This window comes from Parasphingorhabdus sp. DH2-15 (genome assembly GCF_051668705.1).
Taxonomy (GTDB): Bacteria; Pseudomonadota; Alphaproteobacteria; order Sphingomonadales; family Sphingomonadaceae; genus Alterisphingorhabdus.
On record NZ_CP196351.1, the window covers coordinates 1,861,506 to 1,885,329 of the forward strand.

Sequence of the window (23,824 nt, forward strand, 5' to 3'; positions counted from 1 at the left end):
ACACCATATCGGCATAACTGCCCGATATGACAAGCCATAAGGCTTATTCCGCGTCAGCTTTTGCTTTTTTTACCAGAACTTCAACGCTACCGCCTGCTTTTTCAACAGCAGCAAGTGCGCCTTTAGATGCGCCGGCAACAACAAAGCTAACTTTCTTGGTGGTGAGCTCGCCTTTGGCCAGCAGACGTACACCGTCTTTACCGCCACGTGCCAGACCAGCAGCTTTTAGAGTCGCATGGTCAATTTTGCCTTTGGCATCAAGTTTGCCAGCGTCGATCATTTTCTGGATCATGCCAAGATTTACTTCAGCATAGTCTTTGCCGAACGGATTGTTAAATCCACGTTTTGGCATACGCATGTGAAGTGGCATTTGGCCGCCTTCAAAGCCTTTAATGGCTACACCGGAACGACTTTTTTGACCCTTTTGGCCACGTCCAGCGGTTTTGCCTTTGCCGGAACCAATGCCGCGGCCAACGCGAAGACGGACTTTGCGTGCGCCTTCATTATCTTTGATTTCATTGAGTTTCATATTGTGTACTCGCTCTCGCTTTAGTCGCACATAAAGAGGAAAGGTTGGATAACCTGCCCTCTCTATCTCTTTATTCGACGATTTCGACCATGTGGCTGACGCTTTTGATCATACCACGAATTGCCGGGGTATCTTCGAGCTCAACCGTCTTATGCATTTTGTTCAGTCCGAGACCAATCAGCGTTTTGCGCTGTGAGGCTGGACGGCGGATAGGTGACCCTATCTGCTTTATCTTCACTGTTTTTGTAGCAGCTTTCGCCATGCCAAATTACTCCAGACTGTTATTCGACCAGTGCTTCGGCATCGGCTTTCGCTTCTGCTTCGCTAGCACCACCACGGCCCAACAAATCAGTGACTTTCTTGCCACGACGCTGTGCAACCGATTTGGGGCTGGTCTGTTCACCCAGTGCCTCAAAAGTGGCCCGGATCATGTTGTAAGGATTTGATGTACCAACAGATTTGGTAACAACATCGGCAACGCCCAGGCTCTCGAAAACAGCACGCATTGGGCCACCTGCGATGATGCCGGTTCCTGGAGGCGCTGAACGAACGGTCACCTTGCCAGCACCGAAACGGCCATTACCATCATGGTGCAATGTGCGGCCTTCTTTCAAAGGAACGCGGATCATCTTCTTTTTAGCAGCAGCGGTTGCTTTGGTAATAGCTTCAGGCACTTCGCGCGCCTTACCATGACCAAAACCGACACGGCCTGTTCCGTCACCAACGACAACGAGAGCGGCGAAACCGAAACGCTTACCACCTTTAACCGTCTTAGAAACACGGTTGATGTGGACCAGCTTTTCAATCAGGTCATCACCCTTGTCTTCGTCACGCTTGTTGCGATCGTTGCGACGACCACGGCCACCGCGATCATTGCCGCCACGACCACCACCGCGATTACCGCGAGGCTTATTCTCTGTAGGTGCTGCCGGTGCAGCTTGTTCAGCGCTCTGATTGGCGGCTGCTTCGCTTGTGTTTACTTCATCTGCCATCATCAAAACTCCAATCCGCCTTCACGTGCGGCATCAGCCAGCGCCTTGACGCGACCATGATATAAGAAACCGCCACGATCGAACACGACCGTTGTGACACCTGCTTTCTTGGCAGCAGCAGCAATGCTTTTGCCAACTTTCGCAGCCGCTTCACAGGTTGCACCCGCGCTCTTTGCGCCTTTTTCAAGCGAAGAGGCAGAAGCCAATGTTGTACCCGCAGCGTCATCAATGATTTGCGCATAAATATGACGGCCAGTACGATGAACTGACAAACGCGCACGGCCACCACCTTGCTTGCGAAGCATTGTGCGGACACGCTGACGGCGTTTTTCGAATAAAGAAAGTTTCGCCATGGCTTACTTCTTCTTTCCTTCTTTGCGGAAGATATACTCGCCGCGATATTTGATGCCTTTGCCTTTATAAGGCTCTGGTTTACGCCAGCGACGGATCTCAGCCGCGACCTGACCAACCTGCTGCTTATCCATACCGGATATTTCAATGGTGGTCTGATCAGGCGTTTTGATGTCGATGCCTTCGGGGATCGCAAAGTCTACATCGTGGCTATAACCAAGCTGCATATTCAGCGTTTTGCCCTGAACTTTGGCACGATAACCAACACCGTTAATTTCCAATACTTTGGAAAAACCTTCGGTTACGCCAGTCACCAGATTTTGCACCAATGTGCGTTGCATACCCCAAAAGGCGCGCGCACGCTTTGTTTCATTTGCCGGCTTTACCAGCACGCCTTCGCCTTCAATCTCATAAGAGATGTCATCGGACATTGGCATGGTCAATTGACCCTTAGGGCCTTTGACTGCCAAAACGCCGTCAGCGATATTCGCGCTAACTCCAGCGGGCATAGATACTGCTTTTTTGCCAATACGTGACATAATCAGAATACCTCCGCGAGAACCTCGCCGCCGACATTCTGGTCACGCGCTTCATTATCTGAAAGCACGCCCTTTGGTGTCGAGACGATGGTGATGCCCAAACCGTTACGAACGGTCGGCAATTCTTGTGAACCACTGTAAACACGGCGGCCCGGCTTGGAGACGCGCGCAACCGATTTAATCGCAGGCTCGCCTTCAAAATATTTCAGTTCAATCCGCAGGCCTTTATGGCGGCCTAGCTCTTCTTCGCTATAGCCACGAATGTAGCCTTCACGTTGCAGAACATCGAGGACACGTGCGCGCAATTTGGAAGACGGCGAAACAACGCTGTCTTTCTTGGCCTGTTGGCCGTTGCGGATACGGGTGAGCATATCACCCAAAGGATCGGTCATAGCCATGTTCTAATCCTTACCAGCTTGACTTTGTTACACCGGGAATCAGGCCACGGTTGGCCAGATTACGCAGCTCGATACGGCACAGGCCGAATTTGCGATAATATCCACGTGGGCGACCAGTGGTGTTGCAGCGATTGCGAACACGTGTCGGGTTGCCGTTACGGGGAATTTCCGCCATTTTCAGACGCGCGATCAAACGCTCAGATTCGTCCAATGACGTATCCGCAGCAATCGCTTTATATTTCGCATATTGGCCGGCATATTTCTTTACCAGCTTCTTGCGCTTTTCGTTTTTGTTAATCGAACTCAGTTTCGCCATGACTTAAGTTCACCTTCCTTCAAAAAATTTCAGATGATGCAACAGGTCCGCTTATGCGGCTTGCTGCTCTTCTTCCTGCGGGAACGGGAAACCGAACAAGCGCAACAATTCAAGCGCCTCTTCATCCGTCTTCGCGGTGGTGGTAACAATCACATCCATGCCACGCACCGTATCGATGGAGTCATAGCTGATTTCGGGAAATACGATTTGCTCTTTCAAGCCCATTGCATAATTGCCGCGGCCATCAAAGCTTTTCGGGTTCAAACCACGAAAGTCACGAATGCGAGGCATTGCGATGGTCACAAAACGGTCAAGAAATTCATACATACGCTCTTTGCGCAGTGTGACTTTACAACCAATCGGCATACCTTCACGCAGCTTAAAGCTGGCGATGGACTTTTTGGCTTTGGTAATGACAGGCTTTTGACCAGCGATTTTTTCCATCTCGGCCGCAGCTGTCGCTACTTTTTTCTTGTCCTGACTCGCTTCGCCAACACCCATGTTAATCACGATCTTTTCGATGCGTGGGATTTCCATGTGGTTTTTGTAACCAAATTTCTCTTGCATGCCCTTAACGACGACGTCGTCATAACGGGTGCGCATACGCGGCGTATACTTAGCTTCAGCCATCGATAACCTCCCCGGATTTCACTGCTACCCGGACTTTCTTACCGTCTTTTTCTTCGATACGAACACGGGTTGCTTTGCCGTCTTTAGGATCAGCAACAGCCACTTTTGAAATCGCCATTGGCGCTTCATAACGGTCAATGCCGCCTTGTGGGTTTTGCTGGGTTGGCTTGCGGTGACGAGCAATCATATTGACGCCAGACACAATCACTTTGCCATCCTTCGGCATCACTTGCGTGACATTGCCGGTCTTACCTTTGTCCTTACCGGACAGGACGACGACCTCGTCACCCTTTTTGATCTTCGCCATTCCCATGGTTAGAGCACCTCCGGAGCAAGGCTGATAATTTTCATATGCTTTTTGGCGCGCAATTCGCGAACCACGGGGCCAAAAATACGTGTGCCGATTGGCTCATCGCTTTTGTTGACCAACACAGCTGCGTTACTGTCAAAACGGATAACGGTACCATCCGCGCGGCGCACATCTTTCGCAGTACGAACGATAACAGCACGGTGAACATCACCCTTTTTAACACGACCGCGCGGCGCGGCTTCTTTGACAGACACCACAATAATGTCGCCAACGCTGGCAAAACGACGCTTAGAGCCGCCCAGCACCTTGATGCACTGAACGCGCTTTGCACCGCTGTTATCAGCGACCTCAAGATTTGATTGCATCTGGATCATAGATCCGGTTCCTTCTTTCCTGGCTTACTGGAATATCTCCAGCAGTTCCGCTCAAAATAACTTAACCCGCTTCAACTTCGGATGCTGTGTCCTGCACATCAACTTCGGCAGTACCACCAATCCGATCGAGTACTTTCCACGTTTTCAATTTCGAAATCGGGCGTGTTTCTTCAATACGGACCACTTCACCCGCTTTGAAGCTGTTCTCTTCATCATGGGCATGATATTTTTTCGAGCGACGGATAATCTTTCCGTAAAGAGGGTGTTTCACCTTACGCTCGACACTGACCACGACGGTCTTGTCGGTTTTATCAGAAACCACTGTTCCTGTGAGTACACGTTTTGGCATTGCGTAGCTTCCTTATGCCTGCGCTGCGGCAGCGCGTGAACGCTCGCCTTGCAGTGTTTTTATCTGTGCGATCGTGCGGCGCACTTCACGCATACGCGATGGCTTTTCCAACTGGTTGGTCGCGGCTTGAAAACGCAGGTTAAACGCCTCTTTTTTCAATTGGCCCAGCTCGTCCGACAATTCATCATCAGTCTTGGTGCGCAGATCTTCAACTTGGCTCATCTCTTAACCCTCCAGGTGCGACGTGTCGCCTAAGCGGGCCACGACCTTGGTTTTGATCGGCAATTTCATTGCCGCACGTTCAAAAGCGACAGCAGCCAATGGACCAGGCACACCGTCCAGTTCGAAAAGAATACGGCCCGGCTTCACTTTGGCCGCCCAATATTCAACAGAACCCTTACCTTTACCCTGACGTACTTCTGCAGGTTTTTTCGAAACCGGCACATCAGGGAATACACGGATCCACAAACGTCCTTGACGACGGATGTGACGTGTAATCGCACGACGCGCAGCCTCAATCTGACGTGAGGTAATACGCTCTGGCTCAAGGGCCTTCAGGCCATATGAACCAAAATTCAATGTCGTGCCACCAGGGGCATTGCCACTGATCCGGCCCTTAAAGGCCTTGCGATATTTTGTTTTCTTCGGTTGCAGCATGATGCTCTATCCTACTAATGTTGATCCGGCCCGCATCAGCGTGCTGGACGAACGCCCGATGTTTGTGCTTCCATCATCAAACGGTCTTGAGCCATTGGGTCATGACCCAAAATCTCACCTTTGAAGATCCACACTTTGATACCGATAATGCCGTAAGCAGTCAGCGCTTCATGCTCGGCATAGTCAACATTGGCACGCAATGTGTGCAATGGAACACGGCCTTCACGATACCACTCAACCCGGGCAATTTCTGCACCGCCCAAACGGCCGCCGCAGGTAATTTTAATGCCTTCAGCACCAAGACGCAGAGCAGATTGCACAGCGCGCTTCATGGCACGACGGAAAGCAACACGGCGGATCAGCTGATCAGCAATGCCTTGCGCTACCAATTTGGCATCAACTTCAGGCTTACGGATTTCCACAATGTTCAGCTTAACTTCACTGCTGGTCATTGATTCCAGTTTCTTGCGCAGCTTCTCAATGTCAGCACCTTTTTTACCGATGATAACACCAGGACGTGCAGCATAGACAGAAACGCGGCACAATTTGGCCGGACGCTCGATCACAACTTTAGAAATCGCTGCCTGTGGCAGTGTTTTCATGATGAACTTACGGATTTTAATATCTTCGTTCAGCAGGCCGGCATATTCATTGCCCTCTGCATACCAGCGACTATCCCATGTCCGGTTAATCTGCAGGCGCAGGCCTATCGGATTACTCTTCTGACCCATGGCTTACGCCTCCTCTTCATCATGCTCGCGCACAACGATGCGCAAACGACTGAATGGTTTCAAAATGCGGCTAGAACGACCACGAGCACGCGTGGTAAAGCGCTTCATGGTGATAGCTTTACCAACACTGGCTTCCGATACGATCAAACTATCGACATCCAGATTGTGATTATTCTCTGCGTTAGCAATGGCAGAAGCCAGAACCTTGCGCGCTTCAACAGCCATTCCCTTTTTGGAAAAGCTCAGCACGTTCAGCGCATCTTCAACCTTTTTGCCGCGGATAAGCTGTGCAACCAGATTAAGTTTCTGCGCAGAGCCGCGAATAGTGGTGCCTACAGCCAGCGCCTCGCGCTCGCCAACCCGGCGTGGTGCGGATTGCTTGCCCATTATTTCTTGCCCTTTTTGTCTGCAGCATGGCCGTAATATGTGCGCGTCGGCGCAAATTCACCCAGCTTGTGGCCGACCATGTCTTCGCTCACTGAAACAGGAACGAATTTGTGACCATTATAAACATTGAAGGTAAGCCCGATAAACTGTGGCAAAACAGTTGACCGACGCGACCAAGTTTTGATCGGTGTACGACCACCGGCCTCTTGCGCTTCCTCGGCCTTTTTCAAAAGGCTGAGCTCGACAAATGGTCCTTTCCAGACGGAACGTGCCATGACTTACCTCTTCTTCTTCGCGTGGCGTGACCGGATAATCATATTATCGGTACGCTTGTTATTACGAGTACGTGCACCTTTGGTCGGCTTACCCCATGGCGTAACTGGATGACGACCACCCGATGTACGGCCTTCACCACCACCATGAGGGTGATCGACAGGGTTTTTAGCAACACCACGTGTCAGTGGGCGACGGCCTTTCCAACGGGTACGACCAGCTTTTGCAAAGGTCTGGTTGCTGTTGTCAGGGTTTGACACCGCACCAACAGTACCCATGCAATCACCGCGAATATAACGCTGCTCACCTGAGTTGAGACGAACAATAACCATACCGCGGTCACGACCAACCAACTGAGCATATGTACCAGCGGCGCGAGCGATTTGACCACCCTTGCCTGGCTTCATCTCAATATTGTGGATGATGGTACCAATCGGCATTTGGCTCAGCAACATGGCGTTACCAGGCTTCACGTCAACTTTCTCACCAGAAACAACCGTCTCACCTTCAGCAAGACGCTGCGGAGCCAGAATGTAGGCCAATTCGCCATCTTCATATTTGATGAGCGCGATAAAAGCTGAACGGTTAGGATCATATTCCAAACGCTCAACAGTACCAGCAACATCAAATTTGCGACGCTTAAAGTCGACCTTACGATATTTCTGCTTATGGCCACCAGCGATACCGCGTGATGTCACATGGCCTTTGTTATTGCGTCCACCAGTCTTGCGCTTGCCCTCAACAAGCGTTTTAACCGGAGCACCTTTCCAAAGGTCGGTTTTGTCAACCAGTACAAGGCCACGACGGCCGGGACTGGTAGGATTATAGGATTTTAATGCCATAGTCTCTTTCCAGTCCTCAATTAACGGTTGTGGTAATGTCTATGTTCTGGCCTTCAGCCAGCGTGACAACCGCTTTTTTAATGTCGGAACGACGATAAGGACGTCCGCGCCATTTCTTGGCTTTGCCTTTTTGTACCAGCGTGTTCACTTTCGCGACCTTAACGCCATAAACTGCTTCAACAGCGGCTTTGATGTCAGGCTTGCTGGCCGTGTTCGCTACTTTGAAAACAACAGCATTGTTTTCGCTGAGCAATGTTGCCTTCTCAGTAATGTGAGGAGCAACAATCACGTCATAATGACGCGGATCGATTTCTTGCTTCTTAGCCATTGAAACGCGCCTCCAGTTTTTCAACCGCCGAGCGCGTTAGCACCAGCGTGTCGTGTTTCATAATGTCGTAAACATTGGCACCAGCTGCTGGCATTGCATTAACACCAACCAGATTGGACGACGCCTTTTTGAAACCGTCCGCAACCGCATCACCGTCAACGAAAAGAGCAGTTTTGCCAAGACCCAGCTTATCAAGCTGACCCTTAAGAGCCTGTGTTTTCGCCTCTTTCAGATCAAAGCTATCAACAACAACCAGATTGTCGTTTTTCGCTTTATCAGAAAGCGCCATTTTCAGGCCCAGCGCACGGATCTTTTTGTTCAGTGATTGCTCAAAGTCACGCTTGCGCGGACCATGTGCTTTACCACCACCAATAAAGATAGGTGCACGGCGATCACCATGACGAGCAGTACCGCCACCTTTTTGGCGACCAAACTTCTTACCGGTACGCGCCACATCGGAACGCTCACGTGCCGCACGCGCTGTTCCACGACGATTTTCAAGCTGCCATGTAACAACACGGTGCAGAATATCAGCACGTGGCTCTACGCCAAACACAGCTTCATTCAATTCTATATCAGCTTTAGCACCGCTTGGCGCCTTGCCTTCAAGAGCTTTGACTTTCAATTTCATGACTTAGCCCTCCTGCCCTTCAGCAGTTTCAACTGCTGGCGTTTCTTTTGCAGGTGTATCAGCCGGAGCATCGACAGGCGCCGCTGCTTTAATGATGCCCGCTGGATATGGCGCATCATCAGGACGCGAAATTTTCACAGCGTCATTGACCATCAGCCAACCACCCTTTGAACCAGGCACAGAACCTTTAACGAAAATCAGGCCACGCGCTTCATCAGTGCGAACAACCTCAAGATTTTGCTGGGTCCGTTGACGGTTACCCATATGGCCGGCCATTTTCTTGTTTTTGAAAACTTTACCTGGATCCTGACGGTTACCTGTCGAACCATGCGAACGGTGAGATAGTGACACACCGTGCGTCGCACGCAGACCACCAAAACCCCAACGCTTCATAGCGCCAGCAAAGCCCTTACCCTGTGTGTGGCCAGTAATGTCTACCATTTGACCAGCAACATAGTGATCCGCAGAAAGCTGCGCACCCACATCAAGGATTGCATCATCAGCAACACGAAATTCAGCCATTAATTGCTTCGCAGCAACTTCGGCTTTCGCAAAATGCTCACGCTGTGGCTTTTTAACGTTTTTGGGCTTGGCTGTACCAGCACCCAATTGCACCGCGACATAACCGTCACGGTCTGAATCTTTGACCGAAACAACCTGACAACCTTCCAGCGATAGAACGGTTACCGGCACATGCCGCCCGTCATCCTGAAACAGCCGTGTCATCCCGACTTTTTTAGCGATCACACCAGTGCGCATGACCATTCTCCTAACAGAGGCCCGCCGGTCTTCCGGTGGGCGTGACAATATTACCAATGCAAATGCACCAGCGGCGATATGACCCTAGATTTTAATGAGCGCCCCGTCCGGGCCAAGAACCTCGCAGTAAATGCAAAGCAAGACGGGGGACTCAGACCCGGATAATTTCTGCAAAAAGGGCAGAAACCCGGCGGTATCCCAATTTCATGCTCGCCTATAGGGCAAGCAAAGCTGTTAGGCCAGCTTAATCTCAACATTTACACCAGCAGCCAGATCGAGCTTCATCAAAGCATCAACAGTCTGTGGTGTAGGCTGCACGATATCCAGCAACCGCTTATAAGTGCGAACTTCAAACTGCTCGCGCGATTTTTTGTCAATGTGCGGACCGCGGTTCACGGTAAATTTCTCAATACGCGTTGGTAGAGGAATAGGACCGCGAATAAGAGCTCCAGTACGGCGTGCCGTATCTGCAATGTCACCAGTTGCCTGGTCGAGTACCCGATGGTCAAAAGCCTTCAGGCGAATGCGAATATTCTGCGTTTCCATAAATCCAACTACCGATGTCGCCGAAGCGAATGTAAAAGAGCCAAAAACAAGCCGCCCCATAATCCCCGATTATGTGCCCGGGGTAACAGGGCGGCCTGCGAATATTGTTGCTGCGAATCAAATCATCACAGCGGAGACGAGCCTATATTAGGCTTTGATGTTGCTGACAACCCCTGAACCAACAGTCCGGCCACCTTCACGAATAGCGAAGCGCAGACCTGAGTCCATTGCGATAGGAGCGATCAGTTTAACACCGATTGTTACGTTATCACCAGGCATTACCATCTCGGTACCTTCTGGCAGAATAACTTCGCCGGTCACGTCAGTTGTACGGAAGTAGAACTGTGGACGATAGTTGGCGAAAAATGGTGTGTGACGTCCACCTTCGTCTTTTGACAGAACATAAACTTCTGCATCAAACTCCGTGTGCGGCGTAACAGAACCAGGCTTACAAAGAACCTGACCACGCTCAACTTCTTCACGACCAACACCGCGGATCAGCGCGCCAATGTTATCGCCAGCTTCACCCGAGTCGAGCAGCTTACGGAACATTTCAACACCAGTAACGGTTGTTTTGGTTGTGTCTTTGATACCAACGATTTCAACTTCGTCGCCAACATTGACGATACCGGTTTCAACACGGCCGGTAACAACTGTACCACGACCAGAGATTGAGAACACGTCCTCAACTGGCATCAGGAAGTCTTTGTCAACTGGACGATCAGGCTGTGGGATAGACTCATCAACGGCAGCCATCAGTTCAAGAATTTTCTCTTTACCGATATTGTCGTCACGGCCTTCCAGAGCAGCCAAAGCTGAACCAGATACCACAGGAATATCATCACCCGGGAAGTCATATTCACTGAGCAGTTCACGAATTTCCAGCTCAACCAACTCAAGCAGTTCTTCATCGTCGACTTGGTCAACTTTGTTCATGAAGACAACCAGTGCAGGAACGCCAACCTGACGCGCAAGCAGGATGTGCTCACGAGTTTGTGGCATTGGGCCATCAGCTGCGTTAACAACCAGGATAGCGCCATCCATTTGCGCAGCACCGGTGATCATGTTTTTCACATAGTCAGCGTGTCCTGGGCAATCAACGTGCGCATAGTGACGTGCTTCGGTCTCATACTCAACGTGAGCCGTTGAAATGGTGATGCCACGCTCACGCTCTTCAGGCGCTTTATCGATGTTAGCGAAATCAACGGCTTCACCACCGCTGGATTCAGCGAGAACTTTCGTGATCGCTGCGGTCAGAGTTGTTTTACCATGGTCAACATGTCCAATGGTACCAATGTTACAGTGCGGCTTGTTCCGCTCAAACTTTGCTTTAGCCATAATTTCCTACCTTCAATTAATCTATCTTACGACAGTCTGCGGGGCGCTTTGGCGAGACTATCTGTATCTGTCAACACCCTTTCTCATAACTATGCCCAAAAGGACGTGCTGGTTATGCGAAATAAGTGCAGAGCGCCTTGATCTTGCTAATGGCTATTAGGCCATTTTTTCCTTCAATTCGTCAGCGACATTGTTTGGCACCGGCTCATAATGCGAGAACTGCATCGAGTATTGAGCGCGGCCTTGTGTGAATGAACGCAGCTCGTTCACATAGCCAAACATATTTGCCAATGGCACCATGGCATCGACAATCTGCGCATTACCGCGTGTGTCTGTGCCCTGAATTTGTCCACGACGACTGTTCAAGTCACCGATAACATCACCCAGATAATCTTCCGGCGTCGTAACTTCAACCTTCATAACAGGCTCAAGCAACTGAATTCCGGACTTCTGAGCAGCTTCACGCATCGCAGCACGGCCAGCGATCTCAAAGGCCAAGGCCGAGGAGTCAACATCGTGATACGCACCATCATAGACACGAATGTCAAAGTCGATGATCGGGAAGCCGATAAGCGAACCAGTCTCTGCACTTTCGCGCATACCTTTTTCAAGGGCCGGCATATATTCTTTCGGTATATTACCGCCTTTAACTTCGTCAGTGAAGTTAATGCCCTGACCGCGCTCACCTGGAGTAACTTCGAATTTAACGCGCGCAAACTGACCTGAACCGCCCGATTGCTTTTTGTGCGTGTAATCAAGGTCAACAGCTTTACCGAGTGATTCACGATAGGCCACCTGCGGCGCACCAACATTGGCCTCCACTTTGAATTCGCGCTTCATACGATCAACCAAGATGTCGAGGTGAAGTTCACCCATACCCTTAATGATCGTCTGACCAGATTCATGATCTGTGGTCACACGGAATGATGGATCTTCAGCAGCCAGGCGATTAAGGGCGACGCCCATTTTCTCTTGGTCAGCCTTTGTTTTCGGCTCAACCGACAATTCGATAACCGGATCCGGGAATTCCATACGCTCAAGAATGATGGGTTTGGCTGTATCGCACAATGTGTCACCCGTGGTCGTGGTTTTCATGCCAGCCAAAGCAACAATATCGCCAGCAAATGCCTCTTCAATGTCCTTACGGTCATTGGAGTGCATTTCCAAAATACGGCCAATCTTCTCTTTCTTATCTTTCACAGAATTGAGCAATGTGCCCTTTTCCAGCTTGCCCGAATAGATACGGGCGAAAGTCAAAGAACCAACAAATGGATCGTTCATCACCTTAAATGCCAGCGCAGAGAAGGGCTCATCATCGCTGGAAGGACGTGTTTCTTTTGTCTCACCGTCCAACAGAACGCCATCAATAGCCGGAACATCCAGCGGGCTAGGCATATAGTCAACAACAGCGTCGAGCAAAGGCTGAACCCCTTTGTTTTTAAAGGCGCTGCCGCAACATACCGGAACAAAACTTTGATTCAGCGTACCCTTGCGGATCAATGATTTGAGTGTGGCCGCATCAGGCATATTGCCCTCAAGATATGCTTCCATCACATCATCATCTTGCTCAACCGCAAGCTCAATCAGTTTTTCGCGATATTCAGCGGCTTCATCAGCCATATCTGCAGGAATTTCACCATATTCGAATTCAGCGCCAAGGCTTTCATCTTTCCAAACGATCGAACGCTCATTGACCAGATCGACAAGACCAACCAGATCCGCTTCCAGACCGATGGGCAAATACAAAACAGCAGGCGTCGCACCCAGACGATCAATGATCGACTGTACGCAGAATTTGAAATCTGCGCCGGTACGGTCCAGCTTATTGATGAAGCACATACGTGGAACTTTATACTTGTCAGCCTGGCGCCACACCGTTTCCGATTGCGGTTCAACGCCAGCAACGCCATCAAAACATGCTACCGCACCATCAAGCACACGCAGCGAACGCTCAACTTCAATAGTGAAGTCAACGTGGCCAGGCGTATCAATAATGTTGATCCGGTGCTCAGGGCCTTTGCGATCCTCAGCATTCCAGAAACATGTCGTGGCAGCCGATGTAATGGTGATGCCGCGCTCTTGCTCCTGCTCCATCCAATCCATCGTCGCAGCGCCGTCATGCACTTCGCCGATCTTGTATGATTTACCGGTGTAATAAAGAATACGCTCGGTCGTCGTCGTTTTACCGGCGTCGATATGGGCCATAATGCCGATATTACGATATCTGTCTAATGGATGGCTACGTGCCATGATCAATACTCCAAAAAGGGGCTCAGAATGTGATGCCTTAAAATCAATCCAACAAACGGACCAAATTTCGTGGGCGATATACGCAAAGGGACCAGCGATGACCAGCCCCTTTGCATTTTAATTTATAAGCTCCGCCCGACTTAGCCCAGCGTAGCGATCTGTATGTTACCAGCGATAGTGCGAGAAGGCGCGGTTCGCTTCTGCCATACGGTGGGTATCTTCACGTTTCTTCACGGCATTGCCGCGGTTATTTGCAGCATCCATCAATTCAGCTGACAAACGCGCAGACATAGTTGTTTCACCGCGGCCACGCGCAGCAGAGATCAACCAACGAATGGCCAATGCTTGCGCGCGCTCTGGACGGACTTCAACCGGCACTTGATAAGTAGCACCGCCAACGCGGCGTGAACGCACCTCAATACCTGGCTTCACATTGTTCAAAGCATCGTGGAAAAGCTGAACCGGATCGGTTTTTGCTTTTGTCTCGACAGTATCCAATGCACCATAAACAATCCGTTCTGCGACAGATTTTTTACCGTCAAGCATCAGGTTGTTCATAAATTTCGATAGAACCTGATCACCAAATTTTGGATCAGGAAGAATTACCCGTTTTTCGGGTCTACGACGACGTGACATATCAAATTACTCCAAAAAACCGGGATTATTTAGGCCGTTTCGCGCCATATTTGGAACGCGATTGCTTACGGTCCTTAACGCCTTGCGTATCCAGAACACCGCGCAGTACGTGATAACGTACACCCGGCAAATCGCGAACACGGCCGCCGCGGATAAGCACAACACTGTGCTCCTGCAGGTTATGGCCTTCGCCTGGAATATAGCTGATGACTTCGCGGCTGTTGGTCAGGCGAACCTTGGCAACTTTACGCAAAGCCGAGTTCGGCTTTTTAGGAGTTGTTGTGTAGACCCGGGTACAAACACCGCGCTTTTGCGGGTTCTGTTCCATGGCCGGCACTTTTGATTTCGCCTTTTGTGGCGTCCGGCCCTTGCGGACCAGCTGGTTAATCGTTGGCATAAATGCTTCACCTTGGTTATGCGATTATGGTTACTCCGGCCCGCGATACGTTGATCTTATCGATCCGATGAGCGGCTCCGCCGTGATCCCATCCGCACCATTTGCCGGTGTTTGCCTAATTACCCTTTGTCAAAATGGTAATGTCATATGTCAAAGGAATGGCGCCATTAGCTAGGATTCGCCAAAAGGTCAAGGATACAAGATAATCAGCAAATTTATGCGAAACAACAATGTTACACATCACTGACACCCAACGACCGTGATGATAAGGCAAGAGCCAACCCAAAACCCCGATATGCAGGCTAAGATGACAAGCATAAAGCCAAACAAACCCGCTGGCTATTTAACATATAGCTAGCAGGACATGCTTCCCTAGAGAATGGATAAATGATTTACCGTTAATATGACCCGTAGAATTGAGAATTCTAGCTGGTAATCGAGCCAAAGTCGGTTAAAGCACCGCCGCCAATCTTAATATCTTTCGAGGAAGCCTGCAAAACCTTCAACTCTGGCTTACTCCATAACTTGCCAGCGCTTGATTCATCATTTTGCTTTTGCTGTAATTCGTCTTTCATGTTCATAATATGACCCTTTATGTTACAATAATTTATCATGCGTATCGTGGCGTCAAGTATTTGTAAAGAGATATAATTTCTGACCAATTGGTAGAAGCGGACCGTGATGATAAGGCAAGAGCCAACCCAAAACCCCGATATGCAGGCTAAGATGACAAGCATAAAGCCAAACAAACCCGCTGGCTATTTAACATATAGCTAGCAGGACATGCTTCCCTAGAGAATGGATAAATGATTTACCGTTAATATAACCCGCAGAACCGAGAATTCTAACTGGTGCTACTCGCAAAGAAAGCGTCGGACATTGCCCCTGTGCCAAACTTAATATCTTCCGAGCAAGCCTGCAAGACCTTCAACTCTGGCTTACTCCATAACTTGCCAGCGCTTGATTCATCATTTTGCTTTTGCTGCGACCCATCTTTCATATTCATAATACGACCCTTTATGTTACAATAATTTATCATGCGTATCGTGGCGTCAAGTATTTGTAAAGAGATATAATTTCTGACCAATTGGTAGAAGCGGACCGTGATGATAAGGCAAGAGCCAACCCAAAACCCCGATATGCAGGCTAAGATGACAAGCATAAAGCCAAACAAACCCGCTGGCTATTTAACATACAGCTAGCGGGACATGCTTCCCTAGAGAATGGATAAATGATTTACCGTTAATATGACCCGTAGAATTAAGAATTCTAACTGCTAGGCGATGAAAAGTCGAGTCCAACCCCGCCGCTAGACATAATATCTTCCGAGGAAGCCTGCAAAACCTTCAACTCTGGCTTACTCCATAACTTGCCAGCGCCTGATTGATCATTTTGCTTTTGCTGTAATTCGTCTTTCATGTTCATAATATGACCCTTATATTACAATAATTTATGATGCGTATCGTGGCGTCAAGTATTTGTAAAGAGGTATAACTTTTGAACAATGAACTTTTGACCAAGATGGTCATCGCAATGGCATATTAATCGCGCAATTAAATTTGCGGTTGACGCAAACGTAAAGCTGACGCAAAAGGTTGCCTACACACAAAAGAGGAAGCCTTAAATGTCTCTCGATACCATTCCACGTACCGCATATAATGAAGATCATGATGCCTTTCGCGAAACCGTTCGCCGTTTCATGAAAGAGGAAGTCGCGCCCAATGCCGACAAATGGGACGAGGATAAGATTGTCCCGAAAGAATTATGGCCCAAAGCTGGTGAACTGGGCATGCTCTGCCCTACTGTTCCAGAAGAATATGGCGGTCTGGGTCTTGATTTTGGCTATAACTCCATCGTCAATGAAGAAGCGGCCTATTATGGCGGCTCGCCGCTCGGCTTCTCTTTGCAATCTGACATTGTGGTCAACTATCTGGTGCAATATGGCAGCGAAGAGCAAAAACAGAAATGGCTGCCGCGCCTTGTTTCTGGTGAGACTATTACCGCCATTGCGATGACAGAGCCGGGCATTGGCTCCGATCTGCAAAGCATGCAGACCACAGCCAAGAAAGACGGCAACCATTATGTGCTGAATGGCAGCAAGACCTATATCACCAATGGCCAAAATGCTGATCTGGTTCTGGTTTGCGCAAAGACCAACCCTGATGCAGAAAAAGCATGGCAGGGCATCTCCATCATATTGGTGGAAGCGGACCGTGAAGGTTTTGAACGTGGCCGCAACCTTGATAAAATCGGCATGGACGCCGCTGATACATCAGAATTGTTCTTCAATGATGTGCGCGTCCCCATGACCAACTGTTTGGGTGAAGAAGGCCATGGCTTTATCTATCTGATGAGCGAATTGCCGCAGGAGCGCCTTTCTATTGCTGTTTCAGCACAAGCATCGGCGCAAAAAGCGTTCGACCTGACGGTGGAATTTGTGAAAGAGCGCAAAGCCTTTGGCAAACCGGTCTTCAATTTCCAAAATACCCGCTTCGTTCTGGCTGATCTAAAAACCAAATTACAGGTTGGCTGGGCGCATCTCGATTGGGCCATGAACCGCCATTATGAGAAAAAACTGACCAATGAAGAAGGCGCCGCCGCCAAATTGTGGCACACCGATCTGCAATGGGAAATTATGGATGCCTGTTTGCAGCTGCATGGCGGCGCGGGGTATATGAATGAATATCCTATCGCCAAAGCATGGCGCGCAGCCCGTGTGACCCGTATCTTTGGCGGCACGAACGAGATTATGAAAGAGCTGATCGGCCGCTCGCTGTAATACCGACAATGTGAACAACAATAGGAAATGCCCTGCCATTTGGCGGGGCATTTCCCGTTTGAGAAAGCCCTATAACAATGCCCAAAGCCGAAAATTGGCAGCTTGACCGTGCAAATTATCCCTTCTCTCATAGCGCAGAGACGCGCTTTGCTGACCTGGATTTGCTGGGCCATATCAACAATGTCTCCATGGCCGGCCTATTTGAACATGGCCGCGGCATGTTTAACCATTCGCTGAAATCAGAGCGCCGCCAACCGGGCCAGCGTTGGCTTATCGCTTCTGTTGCCATCAATTATGTCGCAGAAGCGCATTTCCCTGAACATGTGGTTATCGCCAGCGGCATTAGCCGTGTTGGACGCTCCAGCTGGGACATTGCTTCGGCCGCATTCCAGTCCAATGGCTGTGTAGCGACCTGCATCACCACATTGGTGCTGACAGATAAAGACGGCACAGTCTCCATCCCCGATGCGCTGCGCGATGAATATGCGACATTGATGGTGAAACGGAGTTAGTTTGGAGGGGCCGTGCGTCATCCTGAAACAAGTTCAGGATAACAGTCTCACAAAACAACGACACCCCTAACCCGCATAAGCATCCACAGCCGCCAAATGCCGTTGTTTGTCTGAATCTTCCAAAAATGAGCCAATAAAACTGTTCTGCGCCAGTAAAATCAGCTCATCCTTGCTTAAATCCAATGCCTCCGCAACGGCGCGATAATTATCATTCACATAGCCACCAAAATAGCTGGGGTCATCGGCATTGACAGTCGCCTTTAGCCCGTGATCCAGCATTCTCTTGAGCGGATGATCATGAATATCATCAACCACGCACAGCTTCAGATTTGATAAGGGGCAGACGGTCAAGCACATGCCGTTGTCCACCAGCCGCTTAACCAATGCGGTATCTTCCAAAGCGCGGTTACCATGGTCGATACGGTCAATTTTCAGAATATCCAGCGCCTCATACACATATTCGGGCGGCCCCTCCTCCCCTGCATGTGCAACCAGCTTTAAGCCCAGATCACGCGCCTGAGCGAAAACATTGGTAAATTTACCTGGTGGATGGCCTAGCTCAGAGGAATCTAGCCCTACCCCATGGATACGCTCTAAAAAGGGTTTCGCTTCAGCCAGCGTGGCCAGCGCGTTCTCTTCGCTTAAATGCCGCAAAAAGCACATTATCAGCCTGTAGCTGATCCCCAAATCGCGCTCACCAGCGGCCAGTGCGCGGCTGATGCCATTTATCACAGTAGCAAAGGCCACGCCGCGCTCTGTATGGCCTTGCGGGTCAAAGAATATCTCAACATGGCGCACATTATCTGCCTTGGCCCGCTGCAAATAGGCCATGGTCAGGTCATAAAAATCCTGCTCCTCGATCAGCACAGCCATGCCCTGATAATAAATATCCAGAAAATCCTGTAGGTTAGAGAAATTATACGCTGCCTGCACTTCCTCAACCGAGGCAAAGGGAATTTGAACGCCATTGCGCTGCGCCAGCGCGAACATCAGCTCCGGCTCCAAAGACCCTTCAATATGCAAATGCAGCTCTGCCTTGGGCAGCTTATCAATAAAGGCGCTGCGCTCAGCGGCGGTGGCAAGTCCGGTCATATTTTGGCTTTCAGGATAATATCGGCATCGGCCTTGTTCGCCGCAATCTCTTCTTCGCTCAGGCCGATCAGTTCATGCGGGAAGATCAGCCATTGCTCCGTCTCATGCACATAATAGTCAGGCACAATATGGGTCTGATTGCGCGATGGCTTGTAATAGATAGTCGCGATGCGCGTTTCCTTGGGCATATTATAACGGCAACGCTGTGACAATTCATTGATTAACGCTTCTATACTGCGCCCCGTATCAAATACATCATCAATCAGCAGCAAGCGATCATCTGGCCCCAGCGTATCAATCAGATAGCCCAATGCATAAACGCGCACTCCGGCCCGTTTCTTATCAATGCCCATATAGGATGATGTGCGGATCGCAATATGGTCGCTTTCCTGCCCATGATATTCCAGCAATTCCTGCACAGCGATGCCAACAGGCGCCCCGCCCCGCCAGATACCAACCAGATGCGTCGGCGCGAAGTCGCTGTCTAAGATTAACTGCCCCAGCCGATAGCTATCGCTCAGCAGTGCATTGGCCGAGATATAGATTTTGCCATCGGTCATATGCTGTTCAATCGACAAAATTTGCCGCGCGTTTTTGCATAAAAGCCATGACCGCCTCAATCTGATTAGGGGTACGGCCGATCTTGTCCTGCTCTTCGGATTCCATCATCAAAATCGCATCTTCATCCAGATCAGGCAATGCATTGATAACCCGCTTGCTTGCCTGAATGGCGTCTGGGTTGCGGCTGGCAATTTCCGTTGCCAATGCCATGGCATCGTCATGCGGGGTTGCAGACAGATGCGTCGCAAAGCCTAACTCTTTGGCTTCCTCACCAGAGAAAATGCGATTGGTATAGGTCAACTCACGCAGAACATCATCACGCACAAAACTGCGCCAGGTCGAAAAGCTGCCCATATCGGGGATCAGGCCCCAGCGCATTTCCATGATCGACATTTTGGCATCGGGCGCAACAATACGTATATCTGCCGCGCTGGCAAATTGCAGCCCGCCGCCAATACAGGCGCCATGCACGGCAGCAATAACAGGCGGCGCCAATTTGCGCCATTGCAGCACCACATGCTGATAGAGATTGGCATTGCCATGGGTACGTTCGGTCAGCTTTGATGTGGTCGCACTATCGGTAAAGCTGCTCATATCCAATCCGGCGCAAAAGCCCTTGCCTTCGCCCGACAAGACGATCGCGCGAATACCCTCCATTTGAGAGAGTTTTTCGCCGGCTTCGGCAATACCCTCCAACTGGGCCTTGTCGAGCGCGTTCAGCTTGTCCGGACGGTTAAACCGCACATCGGCAATATGGTCCGAAACGGAAATGGTTACGCGTTCTGTCATATTCAGGCATCCCTTATATCTTTAACTTTCGCCTTGCATAATCGCTCGTTCGACCAGCGGCAATTGATCATTGCCAAAAAACATTTTGTCGCTGTCATGGTCATCGCCATCATGGCTGACAAACATCGTTGGCGAACCAAAACCGCCGCGATCAATCACCTCTTGCGTATTGTTGCGCAGCGCCGCTTTAACCGCATCACTGCCAGCCTGTTCCAACAGAGCCGCCCCATCAAGCCCAGCCTCATTCGCGATCGCGGCGAGTGTTTGTGGGTCATCCAGATTGCGCTGATCAGTGAAATAAGCAGCAAAACTCGCGCTGGCAAAGCGGTGCAGGGCTGATTGGTCATCCTGCAAAGCGCAGCAACAGCGCATAGCATAGACCGACTTAACAGGATGATGCGGCGACGGAAAGTTCATCGGCACGCCGCTCCACTCCGCCCATTCTTTTAGGCTTTTAAAAAAGAAACGCATTTTTGGGCTGCCAAGATCCTCTCGCCCCTCATAAACGCTTTTGTTAACCGCATTAAATACGCCGCCCACCAGAAAGGGCGTCCATCTTATCTCAGCGCCAGTGCGCTTTATGATCGGTGCAATATTGTGAAAGGCCAGACAGGTCCATGGGCTCGACAGATCGAAATAAAATTGCACCTGTCCCATGGTCACCATCCTTTTGCATTATCCTATATGCACCATACGATAGCCCCTTCCCTGCACCGTTTGCAACACATGTGCAAAGCCCAGATCAGCAAGTTTTTTGCGCAATCGGTAAATATGCACAGCGGCAATATTGGTACCCGGATCGAACGTTAGCCCAAAGATGCGATGCAGCAATTCGGAAGGCCCCACCGGACGGCCATTGGCGCGGGCAATGAAATGCAGAATATCAAATTCTCGCGCGGTTAAATGCAAATCGATTTTGTCGACCAATGCCCGCTTATGATTGTTATAAAATTGTACGGGTCCATAGCTGACAACCGGATGGTATTTCCGCTGCAGTCTCACAAAAGCGACAATTTGCGCGGCCAAAACATCGCCTGGCATAGCCAAAGGCAAAATGGCATCCAGCCCCGCCGCCAATAATGTTTTCTGATATTCTGCAGAAACGTCGGCAATAGCGATTTTGGGGCAGTTATTTGGACAATCATGCATAGCCGCCAGCCATTGCCCCAAACAGGCATTGTGCATGGATAATACCGCCAGTTCAGCAGCCTGACCCAGTTTAGAATCCGCTAATATATCGGCTGTTTGCTCATGCGGCGCAAAATAATCTTGATCAAACCGGCGGCGCGGCAAAGCACATTGCATCAGCGAAACGTCACGCGGCAATTCAGACACCCAAAACGCCGCAGACCCCGGGTCATCAGCAAGACAAATAATCTGCATATATCATCCTCCAATGTCATGAAGAATGCTAGGTTAGACCATCAGGAAAACGAAATCAGAAATGCTGCTCCATTTCGGATGAGGTTTTTTGGTGCTAAAAATAGATGCAGAGTAACTTTGGCTACTCCTCTCCCATTTTTAGTGCGGCGATAAACGCTTCTTGTGGGATGGCGACATTGCCGTATTCGCGCATTTTGGCTTTGCCTTTTTTCTGCTTTTCCAGCAGTTTTTTCTTGCGGCTTATATCGCCGCCATAGCATTTGGCGGTCACATCTTTGCGCATCGCGCTGATGGTTTCACGCGCCACGACTTTGCCGCCTATGGCTGCTTGCACTGGAATTTTGAACAGATGGCGGGGGATTAGGTCTTTTAGCCGTTCGCACATATGCCGGCCACGCCCTTCTGCGGCGTCGCGGTGGACGATCATGCTGAGCGCGTCAACTGGCTCACTGTTCACCAGCACATTCATTTTCACCAAATGGCCAGTACGCAGGCCAATTTGTTCATAATCAAAGCTGGCATAGCCGCGGCTAATGCTTTTCAAACGGTCATAAAAATCAAACACCACTTCGTTGAGCGGCAATTCATAGGTGACTTGCGCGCGCTCGCCAACATAGGTCAAATTCTTCTGAATGCCGCGCCTATCCTGACACAATTTCAAAATGCTGCCCAGATATTCATCAGGACAGTAAATCACTGCGTTAATCCATGGTTCTTCAATTTCCGCAATCTTCACCGCTTCGGGCATATCGGCCGGATTATGCAAGAACAATTCTGTGCCATCAGTCTGCACAATGCGGTACACCACAGAAGGCGCCGTCGTAATAAGATCGAGATCATATTCGCGGGTTAGGCGCTCCTGAATAATTTCCAGATGGAGCAAGCCCAAAAAGCCGCAGCGGAAGCCCTGCCCCAAGGCCGCGCTGGTTTCCATCTCGAAAGAGAAGCTGGCATCATTTAACCGCAATTTGGAAATGCTTTCGCGCAGTTTCTCAAAATCAGCGGCATCAACCGGGAAAAGCCCGCAAAAGACAACGGGCTGCACTTCTTTAAAGCCCGGCACGGGTTTTAAGGCAGGGTTTTTCACTGTGGTGATGGTGTCACCAACCGCAGTTTGCGCCACTTCTTTGATCTGCGCTGTGATAAAGCCCACTTCGCCGGGACCAAGCTCTAAAAGCTGCTCAATTTTGGGGCGCATACAGCCCACACGATCAACCAAATGCTCTGTGCCCGCTTGCATGAATTTCACGCGCTGACCCTTTTTCAGCACGCCATCAATAACCCGCACCAATATCACCACGCCCAAATACGGGTCATACCAGCTATCGACCAACATGGCTTTAAGCGGGGCATCGCGGTCACCGCCCGGGGGCGGGATTTTGGTGACGATCTGCTCCAAAATATCTTCTATGCCGATGCCAGCCTTAGCGCTGGCCAACACCGCGTCATCGGCTGGCAGACCGATAATATCCTCAATCTCCGCCTTTACCTTGTCTGGGTCAGCGGCAGGCAAATCAATTTTGTTGATCACCGGCAATATCTCATGATCATATTCGATGGACTGATAGACATTGGCCAAGGTCTGCGCCTCAACGCCCTGCGCGGCATCAACGATCAGCAACGCGCCTTCACACGCGGCGAGAGAGCGCGATACCTCATAGGCAAAATCAACATGGCCCGGCGTGTCCATCAAAGACAGCTCGTACGTCTCACCATCTTTTGCCGTATAGTTTAAGCGCACGGTTTGCGCCTTGATGGTGATGCCGCGCTCTTTCTCAATATCCATATTGTCAAGCACTTGCTCGCTCATCTCACGGTCGGTCAGCCCGCCGGTATGCTGAATCAACCGGTCTGCCAAAGTCGACTTGCCATGGTCAATATGCGCGATGATGGAAAAATTACGTATTTTGGATTGTTCTGTCATGTACTGCCTGTGATCTGCGGGTGGCTATGCCACCGAAATCTGGTGATGAAAGCCCTTAACAGCAAGTGCCATAGCTGTCAGCCGCAAAGCGGAACAATATGTCGGAAAAGCCAATAAGCAACAATATTGCACTAATGTGGCAAATTTGCTGCACCTGCGAAGCAAAGTAACTTTCGACATTAATTGTGCTTGTTATATTTCGCAACATTTCACAAAATACA

The 23,824-nt window shown here is 50.0% G+C and carries 36 protein-coding genes; 2 read left to right on the top strand and 34 right to left on the bottom strand.

Annotated elements, in window-relative coordinates:
* Positions 1–43: 43 nt before the first annotated feature.
* The 28 genes from rplO to ACR9YC_RS08820 form a co-directional block, all read right to left on the bottom strand.
* Positions 44–529, bottom strand: a complete 486-nt coding sequence (gene rplO / locus ACR9YC_RS08685; RefSeq protein WP_438726399.1) for a 50S ribosomal protein L15 — start codon at positions 527–529, stop codon at positions 44–46.
* Between the two features lie 70 nt (positions 530–599).
* Positions 600–791 (bottom strand): 50S ribosomal protein L30, encoded by a 192-nt coding sequence (gene rpmD / locus ACR9YC_RS08690; protein WP_438726401.1) that lies wholly within the window; start codon positions 789–791, stop codon positions 600–602.
* 19 nt (positions 792–810) lie between these two features.
* On the bottom strand, positions 811–1,521 hold the full coding sequence (gene rpsE, locus ACR9YC_RS08695) for a 30S ribosomal protein S5 (RefSeq protein WP_438731728.1): 711 nt from the start codon (positions 1,519–1,521) through the stop codon (positions 811–813).
* Positions 1,522–1,523: 2 nt separating this feature from the next.
* On the bottom strand, positions 1,524–1,874 hold the full coding sequence (rplR, locus tag ACR9YC_RS08700) for a 50S ribosomal protein L18 (RefSeq protein ID WP_438726404.1): 351 nt from the start codon (positions 1,872–1,874) through the stop codon (positions 1,524–1,526).
* Between the two features lie 3 nt (positions 1,875–1,877).
* Positions 1,878–2,411 carry a 50S ribosomal protein L6 gene (rplF, locus tag ACR9YC_RS08705; RefSeq protein ID WP_438726407.1) on the bottom strand — a complete coding sequence of 178 codons (534 nt, stop codon included), beginning with the start codon at positions 2,409–2,411 and terminating at the stop codon, positions 1,878–1,880.
* A gap of 2 nt (positions 2,412–2,413) precedes the next feature.
* Positions 2,414–2,809, bottom strand: coding sequence for a 30S ribosomal protein S8 (gene rpsH, locus ACR9YC_RS08710; protein WP_438726409.1), 396 nt, complete (start codon positions 2,807–2,809; stop codon positions 2,414–2,416).
* A gap of 10 nt (positions 2,810–2,819) precedes the next feature.
* Positions 2,820–3,125, bottom strand: a complete 306-nt coding sequence (gene rpsN, locus ACR9YC_RS08715; RefSeq protein WP_438726411.1) for a 30S ribosomal protein S14 — start codon at positions 3,123–3,125, stop codon at positions 2,820–2,822.
* Between the two features lie 51 nt (positions 3,126–3,176).
* Positions 3,177–3,755 carry a 50S ribosomal protein L5 gene (gene rplE / locus ACR9YC_RS08720; RefSeq protein ID WP_438726414.1) on the bottom strand — a complete coding sequence of 193 codons (579 nt, stop codon included), beginning with the start codon at positions 3,753–3,755 and terminating at the stop codon, positions 3,177–3,179.
* Positions 3,748–4,068 (bottom strand): 50S ribosomal protein L24, encoded by a 321-nt coding sequence (gene rplX, locus ACR9YC_RS08725; protein WP_438726416.1) that lies wholly within the window; start codon positions 4,066–4,068, stop codon positions 3,748–3,750. The genes rplE and rplX overlap by 8 nt, the downstream gene beginning before the upstream one ends.
* 2 nt (positions 4,069–4,070) lie before the next feature.
* Positions 4,071–4,439, bottom strand: a complete 369-nt coding sequence (rplN, locus tag ACR9YC_RS08730) for a 50S ribosomal protein L14 (protein WP_438726418.1) — start codon at positions 4,437–4,439, stop codon at positions 4,071–4,073.
* 61 nt (positions 4,440–4,500) lie between these two features.
* On the bottom strand, positions 4,501–4,788 hold the full coding sequence (gene rpsQ, locus ACR9YC_RS08735) for a 30S ribosomal protein S17 (RefSeq protein ID WP_438726420.1): 288 nt from the start codon (positions 4,786–4,788) through the stop codon (positions 4,501–4,503).
* A 12-nt stretch (positions 4,789–4,800) separates the two neighbouring features.
* On the bottom strand, positions 4,801–5,010 hold the full coding sequence (gene rpmC / locus ACR9YC_RS08740) for a 50S ribosomal protein L29 (protein WP_438726422.1): 210 nt from the start codon (positions 5,008–5,010) through the stop codon (positions 4,801–4,803).
* 3 nt (positions 5,011–5,013) lie between these two features.
* Positions 5,014–5,445 carry a 50S ribosomal protein L16 gene (rplP, locus tag ACR9YC_RS08745; protein WP_438726425.1) on the bottom strand — a complete coding sequence of 144 codons (432 nt, stop codon included), beginning with the start codon at positions 5,443–5,445 and terminating at the stop codon, positions 5,014–5,016.
* 35 nt (positions 5,446–5,480) lie between these two features.
* Complete coding sequence (rpsC, locus tag ACR9YC_RS08750; protein ID WP_438726428.1) at positions 5,481–6,176, bottom strand: 30S ribosomal protein S3; 696 nt, start codon at positions 6,174–6,176, stop codon at positions 5,481–5,483.
* Positions 6,177–6,179: 3 nt separating this feature from the next.
* On the bottom strand, positions 6,180–6,563 hold the full coding sequence (gene rplV / locus ACR9YC_RS08755) for a 50S ribosomal protein L22 (protein ID WP_438726430.1): 384 nt from the start codon (positions 6,561–6,563) through the stop codon (positions 6,180–6,182).
* Positions 6,563–6,838, bottom strand: a complete 276-nt coding sequence (gene rpsS / locus ACR9YC_RS08760) for a 30S ribosomal protein S19 (protein ID WP_438726432.1) — start codon at positions 6,836–6,838, stop codon at positions 6,563–6,565. Before rpsS ends, rplV begins: the two co-directional genes overlap by 1 nt.
* A 3-nt stretch (positions 6,839–6,841) precedes the next feature.
* Positions 6,842–7,678, bottom strand: a complete 837-nt coding sequence (rplB, locus tag ACR9YC_RS08765) for a 50S ribosomal protein L2 (protein WP_438726436.1) — start codon at positions 7,676–7,678, stop codon at positions 6,842–6,844.
* A gap of 16 nt (positions 7,679–7,694) precedes the next feature.
* Complete coding sequence (locus ACR9YC_RS08770; RefSeq protein WP_438726439.1) at positions 7,695–8,006, bottom strand: 50S ribosomal protein L23; 312 nt, start codon at positions 8,004–8,006, stop codon at positions 7,695–7,697.
* A complete protein-coding gene (gene rplD, locus ACR9YC_RS08775) occupies positions 7,999–8,637 on the bottom strand; it encodes a 50S ribosomal protein L4 (protein WP_438726442.1) in 639 nt (212 codons plus the stop codon). The genes ACR9YC_RS08770 and rplD overlap by 8 nt, the downstream gene beginning before the upstream one ends.
* Before the next feature lie 3 nt (positions 8,638–8,640).
* Positions 8,641–9,396, bottom strand: coding sequence for a 50S ribosomal protein L3 (gene rplC, locus ACR9YC_RS08780; protein WP_438726443.1), 756 nt, complete (start codon positions 9,394–9,396; stop codon positions 8,641–8,643).
* A 234-nt stretch (positions 9,397–9,630) separates the two neighbouring features.
* Positions 9,631–9,942: a 30S ribosomal protein S10 gene (gene rpsJ / locus ACR9YC_RS08785; RefSeq protein ID WP_222989363.1), complete on the bottom strand. Its 312-nt coding sequence runs from the start codon at positions 9,940–9,942 to the stop codon at positions 9,631–9,633.
* Between the two features lie 147 nt (positions 9,943–10,089).
* Positions 10,090–11,280, bottom strand: a complete 1,191-nt coding sequence (gene tuf / locus ACR9YC_RS08790; protein WP_438726448.1) for an elongation factor Tu — start codon at positions 11,278–11,280, stop codon at positions 10,090–10,092.
* Positions 11,281–11,436: 156 nt separating this feature from the next.
* Entirely contained in the window at positions 11,437–13,530 is a 2,094-nt protein-coding gene (gene fusA / locus ACR9YC_RS08795; protein ID WP_438726451.1) for an elongation factor G, read from the bottom strand.
* 165 nt (positions 13,531–13,695) lie between these two features.
* A complete protein-coding gene (gene rpsG / locus ACR9YC_RS08800; RefSeq protein WP_438726454.1) occupies positions 13,696–14,166 on the bottom strand; it encodes a 30S ribosomal protein S7 in 471 nt (156 codons plus the stop codon).
* 25 nt (positions 14,167–14,191) lie between these two features.
* Positions 14,192–14,563: a 30S ribosomal protein S12 gene (gene rpsL, locus ACR9YC_RS08805; protein ID WP_034954477.1), complete on the bottom strand. Its 372-nt coding sequence runs from the start codon at positions 14,561–14,563 to the stop codon at positions 14,192–14,194.
* 425 nt (positions 14,564–14,988) lie between these two features.
* Positions 14,989–15,144 (bottom strand): hypothetical protein, encoded by a 156-nt coding sequence (locus tag ACR9YC_RS08810; RefSeq protein ID WP_438726457.1) that lies wholly within the window; start codon positions 15,142–15,144, stop codon positions 14,989–14,991.
* A gap of 263 nt (positions 15,145–15,407) precedes the next feature.
* Complete coding sequence (locus tag ACR9YC_RS08815) at positions 15,408–15,569, bottom strand: hypothetical protein (RefSeq protein ID WP_438726459.1); 162 nt, start codon at positions 15,567–15,569, stop codon at positions 15,408–15,410.
* Between the two features lie 263 nt (positions 15,570–15,832).
* Positions 15,833–15,988 (bottom strand): hypothetical protein, encoded by a 156-nt coding sequence (locus tag ACR9YC_RS08820; RefSeq protein ID WP_438726462.1) that lies wholly within the window; start codon positions 15,986–15,988, stop codon positions 15,833–15,835.
* A gap of 199 nt (positions 15,989–16,187) precedes the next feature.
* Here ACR9YC_RS08820 and ACR9YC_RS08825 point away from each other — a divergent pair, with 199 nt between their 5' ends.
* Together ACR9YC_RS08825 and ACR9YC_RS08830 are read left to right on the top strand one after the other, a co-directional pair.
* The gene (locus ACR9YC_RS08825) at positions 16,188–17,342 is read left to right on the top strand and encodes an acyl-CoA dehydrogenase family protein (RefSeq protein ID WP_438726465.1); all 1,155 of its coding nucleotides are present in this window, start codon (positions 16,188–16,190) and stop codon (positions 17,340–17,342) included.
* Between the two features lie 77 nt (positions 17,343–17,419).
* The gene (locus tag ACR9YC_RS08830; protein WP_438726468.1) at positions 17,420–17,854 is read left to right on the top strand and encodes an acyl-CoA thioesterase; all 435 of its coding nucleotides are present in this window, start codon (positions 17,420–17,422) and stop codon (positions 17,852–17,854) included.
* 66 nt (positions 17,855–17,920) lie between these two features.
* Here the strand turns inward: ACR9YC_RS08830 and ACR9YC_RS08835 are convergent, their stop codons facing one another.
* The 6 genes from ACR9YC_RS08835 to lepA form a co-directional block, all read right to left on the bottom strand.
* The gene (locus ACR9YC_RS08835; protein WP_438726471.1) at positions 17,921–18,946 is read right to left on the bottom strand and encodes an adenosine deaminase; all 1,026 of its coding nucleotides are present in this window, start codon (positions 18,944–18,946) and stop codon (positions 17,921–17,923) included.
* The gene (locus tag ACR9YC_RS08840; protein WP_438726474.1) at positions 18,943–19,506 is read right to left on the bottom strand and encodes a phosphoribosyltransferase; all 564 of its coding nucleotides are present in this window, start codon (positions 19,504–19,506) and stop codon (positions 18,943–18,945) included. Before ACR9YC_RS08840 ends, ACR9YC_RS08835 begins: the two co-directional genes overlap by 4 nt.
* Positions 19,507–19,513: 7 nt before the next feature.
* The gene (locus ACR9YC_RS08845) at positions 19,514–20,296 is read right to left on the bottom strand and encodes a crotonase/enoyl-CoA hydratase family protein (RefSeq protein ID WP_438726476.1); all 783 of its coding nucleotides are present in this window, start codon (positions 20,294–20,296) and stop codon (positions 19,514–19,516) included.
* 21 nt (positions 20,297–20,317) lie between these two features.
* Positions 20,318–20,953 (bottom strand): 2-hydroxychromene-2-carboxylate isomerase, encoded by a 636-nt coding sequence (locus ACR9YC_RS08850; protein ID WP_438726478.1) that lies wholly within the window; start codon positions 20,951–20,953, stop codon positions 20,318–20,320.
* A gap of 18 nt (positions 20,954–20,971) precedes the next feature.
* Positions 20,972–21,679 carry a winged helix-turn-helix domain-containing protein gene (locus ACR9YC_RS08855; RefSeq protein ID WP_438726482.1) on the bottom strand — a complete coding sequence of 236 codons (708 nt, stop codon included), beginning with the start codon at positions 21,677–21,679 and terminating at the stop codon, positions 20,972–20,974.
* A 121-nt stretch (positions 21,680–21,800) separates the two neighbouring features.
* Positions 21,801–23,603 (bottom strand): translation elongation factor 4, encoded by a 1,803-nt coding sequence (lepA, locus tag ACR9YC_RS08860; protein ID WP_438726485.1) that lies wholly within the window; start codon positions 23,601–23,603, stop codon positions 21,801–21,803.
* Positions 23,604–23,824 lie beyond the last annotated feature (221 nt).

Coding starts and splice junctions, on each gene's coding strand:
- rplR (WP_438726404.1), bottom strand. CDS start 1,874: ATGGCGAAACTTTCTTTATTCGAAAAACGCCGTCAGCGTGTCCGCACA.
- rpsJ (WP_222989363.1), bottom strand. CDS start 9,942: ATGGAAACGCAGAATATTCGCATTCGCCTGAAGGCTTTTGACCATCGG.
- ACR9YC_RS08810 (WP_438726457.1), bottom strand. CDS start 15,144: ATGAACATGAAAGACGAATTACAGCAAAAGCAAAATGATGAATCAAGC.
- rpmD (WP_438726401.1), bottom strand. CDS start 791: ATGGCGAAAGCTGCTACAAAAACAGTGAAGATAAAGCAGATAGGGTCA.
- rpsH (WP_438726409.1), bottom strand. CDS start 2,809: ATGGCTATGACCGATCCTTTGGGTGATATGCTCACCCGTATCCGCAAC.
- rpsQ (WP_438726420.1), bottom strand. CDS start 4,788: ATGCCAAAACGTGTACTCACAGGAACAGTGGTTTCTGATAAAACCGAC.
- rplC (WP_438726443.1), bottom strand. CDS start 9,396: ATGCGCACTGGTGTGATCGCTAAAAAAGTCGGGATGACACGGCTGTTT.
- rplD (WP_438726442.1), bottom strand. CDS start 8,637: ATGAAATTGAAAGTCAAAGCTCTTGAAGGCAAGGCGCCAAGCGGTGCT.
- rplP (WP_438726425.1), bottom strand. CDS start 5,445: ATGCTGCAACCGAAGAAAACAAAATATCGCAAGGCCTTTAAGGGCCGG.
- ACR9YC_RS08850 (WP_438726478.1), bottom strand. CDS start 20,953: ATGGGACAGGTGCAATTTTATTTCGATCTGTCGAGCCCATGGACCTGT.
- rplB (WP_438726436.1), bottom strand. CDS start 7,678: ATGGCATTAAAATCCTATAATCCTACCAGTCCCGGCCGTCGTGGCCTT.
- ACR9YC_RS08830 (WP_438726468.1), top strand. CDS start 17,420: ATGCCCAAAGCCGAAAATTGGCAGCTTGACCGTGCAAATTATCCCTTC.
- rpsE (WP_438731728.1), bottom strand. CDS start 1,521: ATGGCAGATGAAGTAAACACAAGCGAAGCAGCCGCCAATCAGAGCGCT.
- rplX (WP_438726416.1), bottom strand. CDS start 4,068: ATGGGAATGGCGAAGATCAAAAAGGGTGACGAGGTCGTCGTCCTGTCC.
- ACR9YC_RS08770 (WP_438726439.1), bottom strand. CDS start 8,006: ATGGCTAAGAAGCAAGAAATCGATCCGCGTCATTATGACGTGATTGTT.
- rpsN (WP_438726411.1), bottom strand. CDS start 3,125: ATGGCGAAACTGAGTTCGATTAACAAAAACGAAAAGCGCAAGAAGCTG.
- rplN (WP_438726418.1), bottom strand. CDS start 4,439: ATGATCCAGATGCAATCAAATCTTGAGGTCGCTGATAACAGCGGTGCA.
- tuf (WP_438726448.1), bottom strand. CDS start 11,280: ATGGCTAAAGCAAAGTTTGAGCGGAACAAGCCGCACTGTAACATTGGT.
- rplV (WP_438726430.1), bottom strand. CDS start 6,563: ATGGGCAAGCAATCCGCACCACGCCGGGTTGGCGAGCGCGAGGCGCTG.
- rpmC (WP_438726422.1), bottom strand. CDS start 5,010: ATGAGCCAAGTTGAAGATCTGCGCACCAAGACTGATGATGAATTGTCG.
- ACR9YC_RS08835 (WP_438726471.1), bottom strand. CDS start 18,946: ATGACCGGACTTGCCACCGCCGCTGAGCGCAGCGCCTTTATTGATAAG.
- rpsG (WP_438726454.1), bottom strand. CDS start 14,166: ATGTCACGTCGTCGTAGACCCGAAAAACGGGTAATTCTTCCTGATCCA.
- rplO (WP_438726399.1), bottom strand. CDS start 529: ATGAAACTCAATGAAATCAAAGATAATGAAGGCGCACGCAAAGTCCGT.
- ACR9YC_RS08815 (WP_438726459.1), bottom strand. CDS start 15,569: ATGAATATGAAAGATGGGTCGCAGCAAAAGCAAAATGATGAATCAAGC.
- rpsC (WP_438726428.1), bottom strand. CDS start 6,176: ATGGGTCAGAAGAGTAATCCGATAGGCCTGCGCCTGCAGATTAACCGG.
- rplF (WP_438726407.1), bottom strand. CDS start 2,411: ATGTCACGTATTGGCAAAAAAGCAGTATCTATGCCCGCTGGAGTTAGC.
- rplE (WP_438726414.1), bottom strand. CDS start 3,755: ATGGCTGAAGCTAAGTATACGCCGCGTATGCGCACCCGTTATGACGAC.
- ACR9YC_RS08820 (WP_438726462.1), bottom strand. CDS start 15,988: ATGAACATGAAAGACGAATTACAGCAAAAGCAAAATGATCAATCAGGC.
- ACR9YC_RS08855 (WP_438726482.1), bottom strand. CDS start 21,679: ATGCAGATTATTTGTCTTGCTGATGACCCGGGGTCTGCGGCGTTTTGG.
- rpsL (WP_034954477.1), bottom strand. CDS start 14,563: ATGCCAACGATTAACCAGCTGGTCCGCAAGGGCCGGACGCCACAAAAG.
- ACR9YC_RS08825 (WP_438726465.1), top strand. CDS start 16,188: ATGTCTCTCGATACCATTCCACGTACCGCATATAATGAAGATCATGAT.
- fusA (WP_438726451.1), bottom strand. CDS start 13,530: ATGGCACGTAGCCATCCATTAGACAGATATCGTAATATCGGCATTATG.
- rpsS (WP_438726432.1), bottom strand. CDS start 6,838: ATGGCACGTTCCGTCTGGAAAGGACCATTTGTCGAGCTCAGCCTTTTG.
- ACR9YC_RS08840 (WP_438726474.1), bottom strand. CDS start 19,506: ATGACCGATGGCAAAATCTATATCTCGGCCAATGCACTGCTGAGCGAT.
- ACR9YC_RS08845 (WP_438726476.1), bottom strand. CDS start 20,296: ATGACAGAACGCGTAACCATTTCCGTTTCGGACCATATTGCCGATGTG.
- lepA (WP_438726485.1), bottom strand. CDS start 23,603: ATGACAGAACAATCCAAAATACGTAATTTTTCCATCATCGCGCATATT.